Annotated in this window: 9 protein-coding genes; 4 read left to right on the top strand and 5 right to left on the bottom strand. The window is 73.9% G+C overall.

The window, feature by feature from the left end; all coding sequences use genetic code 11:
• The first annotated feature begins 126 nt into the window (after positions 1 to 126).
• Complete coding sequence (locus ACFRAV_RS15885; protein ID WP_382555709.1) at positions 127 to 741, top strand: TetR/AcrR family transcriptional regulator; 615 nt, start codon at positions 127 to 129, stop codon at positions 739 to 741.
• A 288-nt stretch (positions 742 to 1,029) separates the two neighbouring features.
• Here ACFRAV_RS15885 and ACFRAV_RS15890 read toward each other — a convergent pair whose 3' ends face one another.
• Positions 1,030 to 1,668 carry a TetR/AcrR family transcriptional regulator gene (locus ACFRAV_RS15890; RefSeq protein ID WP_382555711.1) on the bottom strand — a complete coding sequence of 213 codons (639 nt, stop codon included), beginning with the start codon at positions 1,666 to 1,668 and terminating at the stop codon, positions 1,030 to 1,032.
• 66 nt (positions 1,669 to 1,734) lie between these two features.
• On the opposite strand from ACFRAV_RS15890, the gene ACFRAV_RS15895 reads away from it, so the two are divergent.
• On the top strand, positions 1,735 to 2,574 hold the full coding sequence (locus ACFRAV_RS15895; RefSeq protein ID WP_382555714.1) for an SDR family oxidoreductase: 840 nt from the start codon (positions 1,735 to 1,737) through the stop codon (positions 2,572 to 2,574).
• An 84-nt stretch (positions 2,575 to 2,658) separates the two neighbouring features.
• Here the strand turns inward: ACFRAV_RS15895 and ACFRAV_RS15900 are convergent, their stop codons facing one another.
• Positions 2,659 to 4,935: an ABC transporter permease gene (locus ACFRAV_RS15900; protein ID WP_382555716.1), complete on the bottom strand. Its 2,277-nt coding sequence runs from the start codon at positions 4,933 to 4,935 to the stop codon at positions 2,659 to 2,661.
• Between the two features lie 163 nt (positions 4,936 to 5,098).
• Between ACFRAV_RS15900 and ACFRAV_RS15905 the strand changes: the two genes are divergently transcribed.
• A complete protein-coding gene (locus tag ACFRAV_RS15905; RefSeq protein ID WP_382555719.1) occupies positions 5,099 to 5,779 on the top strand; it encodes a TetR/AcrR family transcriptional regulator in 681 nt (226 codons plus the stop codon).
• Positions 5,780 to 5,922: 143 nt separating this feature from the next.
• On the opposite strand, the gene ACFRAV_RS15910 is transcribed toward ACFRAV_RS15905, so the two are convergent.
• From ACFRAV_RS15910 to ACFRAV_RS15920, 3 genes are read right to left on the bottom strand one after another with little or no spacing between them, the layout of a single operon-like run.
• A complete protein-coding gene (locus ACFRAV_RS15910; RefSeq protein WP_382555722.1) occupies positions 5,923 to 7,971 on the bottom strand; it encodes an iron ABC transporter permease in 2,049 nt (682 codons plus the stop codon).
• A gap of 4 nt (positions 7,972 to 7,975) precedes the next feature.
• Positions 7,976 to 8,977, bottom strand: a complete 1,002-nt coding sequence (locus tag ACFRAV_RS15915) for an iron-siderophore ABC transporter substrate-binding protein (protein WP_382555724.1) — start codon at positions 8,975 to 8,977, stop codon at positions 7,976 to 7,978.
• Entirely contained in the window at positions 8,974 to 9,825 is an 852-nt protein-coding gene (locus ACFRAV_RS15920) for an ABC transporter ATP-binding protein (protein WP_382555727.1), read from the bottom strand. Before ACFRAV_RS15920 ends, ACFRAV_RS15915 begins: the two co-directional genes overlap by 4 nt.
• Positions 9,826 to 10,459: 634 nt before the next feature.
• Here ACFRAV_RS15920 and ACFRAV_RS15925 point away from each other — a divergent pair.
• Positions 10,460 to 12,028 (top strand): serine hydrolase, encoded by a 1,569-nt coding sequence (locus ACFRAV_RS15925; RefSeq protein ID WP_382555729.1) that lies wholly within the window; start codon positions 10,460 to 10,462, stop codon positions 12,026 to 12,028.
• Positions 12,029 to 12,160 lie beyond the last annotated feature (132 nt).

Consider the following 12,160-nt stretch of genomic DNA (forward strand, 5'->3'; position numbering starts at 1 on the left):
TCAGTATCGGTACGGTAGAGTACCGGTACTGGTTGGTATCGATACGGCCGGGTGTCGGTGCGGATAGGGTGAGGAGCAGGGACGGCCGAGAGTGGGCCGGGTGGCGGCGGAGGAAGGGGAACGGTCATGACGGTGCAGGCGGAGGGTGGGGCCCGGCCGGAATCCGCGTCGCGTCGCTCGAAGATCACACCGGAGCGTGAGCGGGAGTTCTTCGACGCCGTGCTGGAGCTGATCCGTGAGAGCGGCTACGAGGCCGTGACCATGGACGGCGTCGCGGCCGTCACGCGGTGCAGCAAGTCCACGTTGTACCGTCAGTGGAAGACCAAGCCCCAGTTCGTCGCCGCAGCGCTGCGCGCCAACCGGCGGGGCGGGTTCGCCGACATCGACACCGGCTCGCTCGCCCGTGACCTGACGGAGGTCGCCCGCTGCCTCGGGGCGGTGTCGGACCGGGACACCCGGTTGTTCCAGGCGCTGGCGCACGCCATCACGGAGGACGCCGACCTGCGGTGCGCGTTGCGGGAGGCGCTGGTCGACCCGGAGCTCGTCGCGCTGGCGGCGATCCTGCGCAGGGGGATCGAGCGGGGCGACGTCGCCGTCGACCATCCGGCGCTGCCGTTCGTGCCGGACATGCTGTTCGGTGTGATGCGGATCAGGCCGGTCCTGACCGGCCGGTACGCGGACCCGGACCACATGACCCGGTTCGTGAAGTCGGCCGTACTGCCCGCTCTCGGGCTCGACTGAAGACCCAGACCGGCCGCCCGTGGGATGAGGCGGAAGGTCTGAGCGTGCCGCACGTGGGGACGGCGTGGCACGCGAGCCGGGGCCGGACAGGGCGCCTCTTGAGCGGAGAGGCACCCCGTCCGGCCCCCTTGGCTTTTCCGGGGGCGGCCGACGGGCCCGGCGGACTGCGACCCCCGGCGGCGACGGCTCCACCGGGCGGCTGCGGCTCCCCGGCCAGGGCGCGGCTCGGCCCGCGATGGGTTCCGGTGGCCCGCGAAGGGGCTGGGTCCGTGAGAGGGCTGGGGTCGCTCAGCCGCGCTGGTGGGGCACCGCGGCGTCCGGCGTCTCCGGGGTGCGGACTCCGTCCAGGAGAGCGCGGACGAGTCCCTCGGCCCGGTCGGGGGCCTCGTCGGGCCTGCCGGTGAGCAGGAGGTAGAGGCTCGAACCGATGAGCGCGCCCACGACCGCGTCGACGTCGGTGTCGGCCCGCAGTTCGCCGGCCGCGACCCCCGAACGCAGCAGGGCGGCCAGGGCGCCGTGCTGGTCACGGGTGCTGCCGAGATACAGGCTCTCCGCGTCCTGCGGGCTCTCCGCCGCCGCCGCCGTCAGCGCGAGCACCAGGGCCCCGTTGCGCGGGTCGGCGACCGTCCGCGCGTGCGCCCTGAACCAGGCGACCAGGGATTCCACGGCCTCCCCGGGCGGCGGCGCCAGCAGGTCGGTCCCGGGCGCCGCCGCGAGGGCGGCGCGGCGCGTGACGTCGCCGACCAGCGCCGCCTTGGACGGCCAGCGGCGGTACACGGTGGGTTTGCCGACGCCGGCCTCCGCCGCGACCTTCTCCATCGACAGCCCCGCGTACCCGTCGCGCAGGAGCAGGCCCTCCGCGGCGTCCAGGATCGCCTCGTCCGTCCCCGTGTCGCGGGGCCTGCCCCGTCGCCGCACCGATGCCATACGGCCCATTCTAGATCCGCGGGAAATGATTTACGGTACGACAAGTAACGTAATGAAGGGATGCTCATGAACAGCACCAACGTGATCGTCGTCATCGGCGTCGGCGGGATGGGCCAGGCCGTCGCCCGTCGTCAGGGAGCCGGCAGCAACCTGCTTCTCGCTGACTTCGACGAGAAGCTCCTCGAATCCGTGGCGGACGAACTGCGCGGACAGGGCCACTCGGTGGTCACCCGGGCGGTCGACGTCTCCTCGCACGCCTCGGTCGCCGCCCTGGCGGACGCCGCCGCGGAACTCGGGCCGGTCACCCAGGTCGTCCACACGGCGGGACTCTCCCCGGTGCAGGCGCCGGCGAAGGCGATCCTCGCCGTTGACCTGCTGGGCACCGCCCTGGTCCTCGAGGAGTTCGGCCGGGTGATCGCCCCCGGCGGCGCGGGTGTGATGATCGCCAGCATGGCCGGGTACATGGTGCCGCCCGGCGCGCTCGGCGCCGACCTGGAGCAGGCCCTGGCCCACACCCCGGCCGACGACCTGCTGGCCCTGCCCTTCCTCGACGCCGACCGGCTCGGTGCGCAGGGCGCCTATCCGCTCGCCAAGTACGCCAACCGGCTCCGCGTGCAGGCCGCGTCCCGCGACTGGGGCAGGCGCGGGGCGCGGGTGAACTCCGTCAGCCCCGGCGTCATCTCCACGCCGATGGGCCGGCAGGAGCTCGCCGGGGACAGCGGTGCGCAGATGCGGGCCATGGTGGAGGCGTCCGGCACCGGCAGGGTGGGCACCCCGGACGACATCGCGGCCGCCGCGGCCTTCCTGCTGGGTCCCGAGGCCACCTTCATCACGGGCAACGACCTGCTGGTCGACGGCGGCGTCGTCGCCGCGCTGCGCTCCGGTCGCCTCACCCCGGGCGGCTGACGGCCCGCGCCGTTCCAGCCGTTCCACGGGTGAGGGGCGGTCCGGAAATCCGGACCGCCCCTCACCGCTTCGTGCCCCTGCCCGTCAGTGGGCCACCGCGGACTCCGGCTCCGGGAGACCGCCGCCGGTTCCGCCGCCGGTCTCCCGGCCGTCCCGGGCCCCGGTCCCCGCGTCAGGACCCGTCGCGCCACCCTGACCGTCGCCCTCGCCGGCACCGCCCTCGACGGCACCGGCCGCGCCGGCCGCGGGCGCACCGTCTCCGGCGGCCGGGGCGGCACGCCGCTCGCGCCGCTTCAGCCACAGGTCGACCAGGAGGTTGAGCACCAGACCCGCGGCGCCCCAGACGCCGATGGTCAGCAGGTTCCGCCCGATGCCGTGGCCGTCGAAGTAGACCATGCTGCGCGCGATGTCCACCGTGGCCGGCAGCGGCAGGACGTCCTTCAGGTGGCCGAAGATCTCGGGGACCATGTAGATCGACATGCCGCCGCCGGAGGCGGGAACGCCCGCCAGCATCATGACGACCATCACCGGCACGATGGCCGCGAGGCCCACCGTGCGGGTGAACACCGCCGTGGCCAGCGACACGCAGAACACGGACAGGGCCCCGTAGGCGACGAACTCCCAGGCCGGGACGTCGATCGCGCCGATCATGACGTCGAAGAGCAGCCACAGCCAGGCCGAGACGCCGATCGCCCAGCCGGCCTGGAACGGCAGGATCCGCCGGGTCCGGGTCAGCTCCGGGGCGCCCCCGCGCAGCACGGCCATCAGCAGGAACCCGGCCATGATCCACGCCATGCCGACGTACATGCTGTTGCTGCCCATGGTGTCGTGCCCGGTCAGCGGCTTGACGTCCTCGGTCTTCAGCGGCGTCTTCGACGCGGCGGCGATCTGCTGGAACATCTGGCCCAGCGCCATGTGCTGGCTGTTGCCCGCGGCCGAGGAGGTCAGCAGGGTGGCCGGGCCGCCGCGCTCGGTGGGCAGGACGTAGGCGCCGACGATCTCCTGGTCGAGGATCGACTCCCGTGCCTCGTCGACCGAGTCGCCGGTGGACAGCTCCAGCATCCCGCCGAGCTTCGGCTCGAGAGCGGCCGTCACCTGCTCGGCCTGCTGGGTGCTCGCGCCGATCACGGCCACCGGCATGTCGTGGATCTGCGGCTTGTGCATGGAGGCGCCCATCAGGCCGACCACCATCACCAGGATCGACAGCGGGAACGCGATCGCGGCGAAGCGGCGCATCCACAGCGGGCGGACGGGCCCGCCGGCGAGCGCGGGCAGCGGGGTGCTGCCGTCGGTGACCGGGGGAGCGGCGGGGATGAAGTGGCCCTTGCGCTCCTTGAGCAGGGCGAGCGCCAGCGCGGCCACCAGCCAGACGCCCAGGGTGACCAGGTGGCCGCCCACGCCCCGGCCGTCGAAGTAGAGGAGGGCGCGCAGCGACTCGCCGGCCGCCGGGAGCGGCAGCACGCCGTGCAGCCACTGGAAGAAGCCCGGCATCGTGTGCACCGACAGCGCCAGGTTGGACGAGGGCATGCCGAAGCACACCCACAGCAGCATGCCGAACAGCACCGCCAGCGGTCCGACGAGCTTGGTGAACAGCATCTGGGTGCAGCCCACCGCCATGGTGGCCAGCATGCCGACGCCCACGAACTGCAGGTAGTGACCGTCGACGGCGCCCACCAGCGGACCCAGGATCAGCCAGATGACGTTGCTGGTCAGGAACGACCAGCCGGCCACCAGCGGCAGGAAGCGCCGCACCGACAGCAGGTAGGGCATCGACATGGTCAGGACGCTCAGCGGCACGTAACCGGCCAGCATCATGCCCATCGCGGCGAACAGCACGGCGATGCCCGCCATGTCGCCGTCGGGCAGGGGGGCGGCGTCCCTCGTCTCGACGTCCCAGCCCTGCTCCACGGTGACCGGGGCGAGGAGCTGCTTGACGGTGCTCGCCTGGGAGGCGCCGCCCGCCGACACCGTGGTGACGACCGCCTTGCCGCCCTCACCGGACCCGGCGGGCATCTCCAGGACGCCGGCGACCTCCTGGTCCCGCAGCAGGCCGACCGTCTCCTCGGCCTTGCCGACCAGGCGGGCGTCGACGGCGCCGCCCGGAGCGTCGTCCAGGGCGGCGACGACCGCCTCGGCGGCCGGTCCGGAGCCGACGACCGCGACCGGCACGTGGTCGGGCGTCGGCTCGTGCATGGTCCCGACGTAGCTCGCGTACATCATCGTGACCATCAGGAACGGCATCACGAACAGGGCGACGTAGCGCCCGATCCGGGTTCTGCGGTCCTCCGGCGGACGCCCGGCGGGCTGTCCGGCGGCGCCGGACGCTTCCGGGGCCGTGGGGGGTGCGGTGGTGGTGTCCAAGGGTGGGGTGCTCCTCCGTGCGGCACGTCGAACTAAGTCATGCGACTTATTCGCGAGGCGTCCAGCGTAAATCAAGTCAGGTGACTTATCTGCCGGGCAGGGTGCGGGTGGGTTAACTTGGCGCTGAACGTCGCACATCTCACACCCAGCCCAGGAGCCGTCCATGGCCAGATCGGAGAGGGCGCGCAGCGCCCTGCTCGACGCCGCCGAGCGGCTCTTCGCCCAGCAGGGCATCGCCCAGGTCTCCGACCGGAAGGTGGCGGAGGCGGCGGGCAACAGCAACCACTCGGCCGTGGGATACCACTTCGGCGGCCGTGAGGGCCTGCTGCGCGCGCTGGTGGACCGGCACCTGGCCGAGATCGAGGAGCGCAGCCGGGTCATGTTCGACGAGGGCTCTGCCTCGCTGCTGGACGACGTCCGCGCGCTGGTGGTCCCGGTCACCGAGGTGATGGCGGAACTGCCGCGGCCGACCTGGCGGGCCCGCTTCTTCAGCCTGGCGCTGCACGATCCGTCGGTCTCGCGGCTGATGCGCCGGACCTCCGAGGTCGCGCCGACCACTGCCCGGATCGGGCAGTCGGTGGGCGCCCGGCTCAGTCATCTGGACCCGGCCGTGGTGCGTGGCAGGACGATGCTGATGGCCCACCTCGTCAACTCCGCCTGCGCGGAGATCGAGGAGAAGGCGGAGCGGGACGGCGAGGAGCCCGACTGGCCCGGCGTCGGCGACTTCCTCTCCGACGCCATCGCCGGCATGCTCCTCGCCCCCGTCAGCCGCCCACGGTCCGCCGCCGCGGGGGCCCGGCAGGCCGGGGCGAGCGGAGGGGCCGGGGCCGGCCGGGAGGGTTAGCGCGGCGTCCTCGGCCGGCTGAGGTCCTGGCCCGGACGGCGTACGGCCGCCCGGTGGCGTCACCGGGCGGCCGAAGCGCGGGAAGCGGGGGAAACGGGGGAACGGAGCGGGGGAATCAGCGGGCTCCGCGGCTCCGGGAGGAGTCAGCGGGCTCCGCGGCTCCGCACCAGGAGCCAGAGGAAGTACGGCGTGCCGATCAGCGCGGTCATCAGGCCCGCCCCCAGCTGCGCCGGGGCGATGACCGTGCGGCCGAGGAGGTCGGCGGCGCAGACCAGCACCGCGCCGAGCAGGACGGCGACCGGCACCACCCGCACGTGGCGGCGGCCGACCAGGGCCCGGGCGGCGTGCGGGGCGACCAGGCCGACGAAGCCGATGGTGCCCGCCGCCGCCACCGCCGTGGCGCTGAGCAGCACGCTCAGCACCAGCAGCGCGAGGCGTTCACGGGACAGGCCGATGCCCAGCAGCCTGGGCGTGTCCTCGTCCAGGGAGATCAGGTCGAGCTCCGCGCGCCGGGCGGCCGCCACGCCGACGCCGAGGACCAGCACGAGGGCCAGCGGCAGCAGGTCAGGGAAGGTGCGCCCGTAGGTGGAACCGGAGAGCCAGGTCAGCGCCTTGGTGGCGTTGTACGGGTCGGTGAGCACGATGACCAGGCTGATCAGCGCCGTCGCCGCGGTGGCGACGCCCATGCCGACCAGGACCAGCCGGTTCTGACGGAAGCCGCCCTGCGCGGCGAGCCCGAAGACCACCACCGACGACACCGCCGCTCCCGCGAACGCGGCGCCCGCCACGCCCCAGGAGCCGGCGAGCGGGACCGAGGTCACCAGCAGCACCGCACCCAGCGCGGCGCCGTTCGAGACGCCCAGCACCGCGGGCTCGGCGAGCGGATTGCGGGTGACGGCCTGCACCAGCGTGCCCGCCAGCGCCAGGGCCGCGCCCGCCAGCAGCGCCGCGCCCACCCGCGGGACGCGGGTGTCGAGGACGAAGGTGACGGCCCGGCCGGACCTGCCCTGGGCCCAGTTGGCGACATCGCCGAGCAGCAGCTTGGCGTCGCCCAGCAGCACGGCCGCGACGACCACCGCCACCAGCAGCACCACCAGCGCGGACAGCACCGTGGCGAAGACCCGGCGGCTGCGCAGTCGCAGACGGTCCGGCGCGGCGGACCCGGCGCCCTCCCGCAGCCGGGTCGCGGTCACCACCAGGAAGACCGCGCCGACGAGGCTGGTGACCACCCCGGTCGGCACCGCGACCGAGAGGTCGTCGGGGACCAGGGCGCGCAGCACCACGTCGGAGCCGAGGACCAGCGCGGCGCCGGCGAGTCCGGCGAGCGGCACCGCCCCGCGCAGCCGGGTGAAGCCGCGGACCCGGCGGGCCAGTTGGCGCACCAGTGCCGGGGCGCAGAGGCCGACGAAGCCGATCGGTCCGGCGAGGGTGACGGCGGCCGCGGACAGCAGGGAGGCCAGCACCACCACGGCGACCCGGGTGGCGCGGACGTCGACGCCGAGTCCGCGGGCGGCGTCGTCGCCGAGCGCCAGCGCGTCCACGCGCCGCGCCGTCAGCAGCAGTCCGACGAGACCGGCCACGGCGATCGGCAGCATCTGCAGGACGCCGTCGAAGCCGTTCTGGGCGATGGAGCCCTGGTTCCAGGCGTACAGGCCCTCGGTCTGCTCGGGGAAGAGGAGCAACAGGCCCTGGGTGACGGCCGTCAGGCCCAGCGTCAGGGCGCTGCCGGCGAGGACCAGGCGGACGGTGCCCGCGCCGAGCCCCGACAGCGACAGCACCACCGCCGCCGCGGCGAGACCCCCGGCGAAGGCGATTCCGGAGGACGCCAGCAGGGGCAGGGAGACCCCGGTGACGGCGGCCACGCCGAGGGCCAGGTAGGAGCCGGCGTTGACGGCCAGGGTGTCCGGGGAGGCCAGCACGTTGCGGCTGACGGCCTGCAGGGCGACACCGGCCATGCCGAGAACGGCGCCGACCAGCAGGCCGGCCGCCATGCGCGGCAGACGCGAGGCGATCACCACGGAGGCGTCGCCGGGGTCGGCGACGCCGGTGAGCGCCTTCCACAGCTCGGGTGCGCCCGCCGTGGCGGTGCCCTGGGTGACGTCGACCGCCGCGAGGACGGCGACCAGCAGGGCCAGTGCGGCCGTCACCGCGGCCGCGGCCGGGGTGGCTGTTCTGGGTGCGGTGACGGCCATGGCGTTACTTCTTCGTCAGCGCCTCGACGAGGGCGTCGACGTACGCCTCCATCGAGCCGGGGCCGCCGAACATCCAGATGCCGTCGTCGAGACGGTGCACCTCACCCGACTCGACGAACGGGAGCGACTTCCACACGGCGTTGTCCTTGAGGACGCCGCCCGCGGCGAACGGCGTGCTGTTCTCGTCGCCGTCGCTGCCGATGTAGGCGAAGCGGGTGTCCTTCGGGAGCTTGGTGAGACCCTCGACGTCGGTGGAGGCCAGGCCGTAGGACTCGTCGCCCTTCATCTTCCAGGTGTTCTTCAGCCCCAGCTCGGTGTTGACCTCGCCGATGAGGGAGGTGGCCGTGTAGGGGCGGACCGACACCTGGTTGGACGTCACGTAGCCGTCGGCGAAGGCTATGCCCTCGCCGGCCAGGCCGGCCTCGTCCAGCGCCTTCCTCCCCTCGGCGAGCTTGGCGTCGAACCGCTCGCGCAGCTTCCCGGCCTTGTCCTCGGTGCCGGTGGCCTTGGCGATGAGGTCGACGTTCTCCAGCATCTGGTCGATCTGGCCGGCGCCGTCGGCCGAGCGGACCTGGAGGACCGGGGCGACGTCGCGCAGCTGCTTGACGGCGGCCTCCGGAAGGTCGGTGGTGGCGACGATCAGGTCGGGCGCCAGCGCGGCGACGGTGTCCATGCTGGGCTCGCCGCGGGTGCCGATGTCCTTGGGCCCGCCCTCGAGCGGGACGGCGGTGTTCCACAGCTGGTAGCCCTTGACGTCGGCGACGCCGGCCGGCTGGACGCCGAGCGAGAGCAGGCTCTCCACGACGTTCCACTCGGTGCCGACGACCTTGGTCGCCGGACCGTCGAGCTTCACCTGGGCGCCGGAGGCGTCGGTGAGGGTGACGGCCTTCGCCTTCTTGTCGTCCTGGGCGCCCTTGGCGTCGGCGGCGGGCTCGGTGGTGCCGCAGGCGCTCAGCGCGAGGGCGGCGACGGCGGCCGTGGCCGCGACGAGGAAGTGACGCTTCATGAGGAGGGGAGGAGCCTTTCGGGCGTGGTGCGGGTGTGGTGCCGGCCCACCGCGCGGGTGCGCAGGTGGCCGGTGAGGGGATCGGTGTCGACCTCGATGCGGATGCCGTAGGTCGCGGTCAGCCGCTCGGGGGTGAGGACCTCGGCCGGCGTGCCGTCCGCGACGACCCGGCCGTCGTGCAGGAGCACGACCCGGTCGGCGACGGCGGCCGTCTGGTCGAGGTCGTGGAGGACGACCCCGACGGCGATGCCGTGGTCGTCCGCCAGGTCGCGGATCAGGTCGAGGAGTTCGACCTGATAGCGAAGGTCCAGGTAGGTGGTGGGCTCGTCGAGCAGCAGCACGCCGGTCTCCTGTGCCAGGCAGCCGGCCAGCCAGACGCGCTGGAGCTGGCCGCCGGAGAGGTGCTCGGCGCCGCGGTCCGCGAGGCCGGTGGTCCCGGTGAGGGCCAGGGCCCGGTCGACGGCGGCGGCGCCGCCCGGGTCGGCCCTGCCCCAGCGGCCCCGGTACGGGTAGCGGCCGAACTCGACCACGTCGCGCACGGTGAGACCGGAGGGGGTGGGGCGCGCCTGCGTCAGCAGGGCGACCCGGCGGGAGAACTCACGGGCCGTCAGGGCGAGCGCGTCGGTCTCCCGCTCCCCGTCGGCGTGCTCGTCGGCGAGGGTGAGGCTGCCGCCATCCGGCCGCTGAAGACGGGCCATGGCGCGCAACAGCGTGGACTTGCCGCTGCCGTTGGGGCCGGCCAGGACGGTCACCTCGCCCGGCCGCAGGGTCACGTCGGCCTGGTGGACGACAGGGGTGCCGTCGTACGCCACGGTGACCTCGGTCGCCGTGAGTCGGTGCCCACGCATGGGTCTGACCTGGGAGGTCTCTTCGGCTCTCACGCCCTTAGGTTAGCCTAACCTAAACCCGTCTCCGCCAGGGGTTCGGCGGCACTCGTCCCGCTTCGCGCCCGCGGCGGTGTGGGGGGCAAGGTCATTGTTCGGTCGCCGTCGGCGAAGGTGTCCGGTCATGGCACTCCGCGGCGGCATATGCGTTCTGCCCTCTTCTGTCAGGTTCCGGTCAATGATGGCCCGCGGTCCGTCGTCGGCCGGTGAGTCGCGGCCGGCGACTCCTGGCTGCTCAGGGGTCCTTGACACGTCTCGGGTGCGGAGGTCGAGGCCCTGGGGCGCGCGCCGCCGGAGCCGGACGGGAATCACGGGGCGGCGGCGAACTCGTGCATAGAAGATTACTTACGGTCAAATCATGGACTGATTTACACACCATAGTCACTGTCTGGATGTGTATGGTCCGGAATCACTAGTTAGCAGACACAAAGCGTGAGTTGTGCTTAATCTCTGACTCGGCCTTGGAGGCCGGCCTCCCCGGGCCGGCTTCGCGCACAACGTCGCGAACGTGCGGCGCACGTCCCCACCCGTCCGGATCCGTCCCCGTTCCGGCCGGTGCGTCATCAACAGAGCACGACTTCCCAGGAGGCCCCGCTCCATGCCGCACGTGCCCCCTACACACGTAGCCGAGGGGCGCCCCTCCCTCGGCCGCAGCACGCTTCAGAACCGCCTCGACGAACTGGCCCGCGCGTACGGAGTGCCCGGCGCCCAGCTCGCCGTCCACACCGGCGCCGAGGTGATCGGCGTCCACACCGGCACCGCCGACGCCGCCACCGGCGCCCCCTTCACTCCCGACACGGTCGTGCCGACCGGTTCGGTGACCAAACTCTGCACGGCGGCCGCCGTGGCGGTGCTCGCCGACGACGGCGACATCGACCTCGACGAGCCGGCCGCCGCGACGCTGCCCGAACTACGGGCGATACCCGAGGTGACCGTGCGTCACCTGCTCAGCCACACCTCCGGGCTGCCGACCGGGCCCGACTCGGACACCGCCGCCGGGCTCACCGCGCCGCGGCTCCTGGCCTCGGTCTGCTCCCCGCGCGACCTGCTGTTCGTGCCGGGCAGCGGCTTCTCCTACTCCAACGCCGGCTACGTGGCCGCCGGCCGTCTGGTCGAGGAGGTCACCGGCATGACCTGGCGGGAGGCGGTACGGGCCCTGCTGTTCGAGCCGCTGGGCATACGCCCGCCCCTCCTCCAGGACCCCCCGTCCGACCGGCCCGTCGCCGCCGGTCACGCCCGCAACACCGCCTCGGGCCGCCTGGTGCCCGTCGGGCAGAACCTCGCCCCCGTCGAGGCCCCGGCCGGCGCCCTGCTGGCCGGCGCGGGGGACCTGCTGGCCCTCGGCCGGGCGCTCGCCGGCCACTCCACCGCACTGCCGCCCGGCGCGGCGGAGTCGATGCGCCGCCCGGCCCCCGGCGCGCGCCCAGGCGCACTGGCCGACGGCTGGGGAGCCGGCGCGGCCCTCTTCCGGGGCGAGGACCGCTGGTGGTGCGGTCACGACGGCAACGCCCAGGGAACCTCCTGCCACCTGCGCGTCGATCCCCTCTCCGGTGTCGTCGTCGCCTTCACCGGCAACGCGAGTTCCGCGACCGCCCTGTGGCGTGAGCTCGCTGGCGAACTGGGGCCGCTCACCGGCCTGGTGGCGCCCGCAGCGACCCGCCCCGGTCACGGCCGGAGCCCCGCCCCGCTGCCGGCCGGCTGCGCGGGCGTCTACCGCAACGGCACGGTCGAGTACCGGGTGGGTCTCGACGCCTCCGGGCGGCCGTTCCTCTCCGTCGACGGCGACGTCCCGCTGCCGCTGGTGTGCCACTCGGACCTCGAGTTCGACCTGGCCGACCCGGTGAGCGGCCGCCGTGAGCCCGGCGGGCACTTCCACCGCGATCCCTCGACGGGGGCCGTCGACCGGGTGCAGGTCTCCGGGCGCGCGGCCCGCAGGGTGAAGGGCGCCGAGCCGGACGCCCGCCCGGTGGACCTCAGGGGTCCGGGCGTCCACGCCCCGCGTCACCCCGGTGCGGCGGCCAAGCCCGGCCGGGTGCCGGCCGGTCCGCACCTGCGCGGCCTCGTGCCCGTCCCGGCCCCCTCCGTGTGGGCCGAGGCCGCGGCGGGCCCCTCCCCGAGGCCCGCCCGCACCCCCGGGTACCGGAGCGTCCCGCCGTCGCCGCGGTAACTCCCTCCCGCACCGCAGCACTTCCCCACATCCGAACGCGGCCCCGCCGCGTCGCCCCGCCGTGCCCCGGCCGCCGACCAGGCCCGGGCCGGGCGACGCGGCGTGCCGTTCCGTTCCGCTCCGAAGGACTGC

The organism is Streptomyces sp. NPDC056600 (assembly GCF_042792855.1).
Classification (GTDB): domain Bacteria; phylum Actinomycetota; class Actinomycetes; order Streptomycetales; family Streptomycetaceae; genus Streptomyces.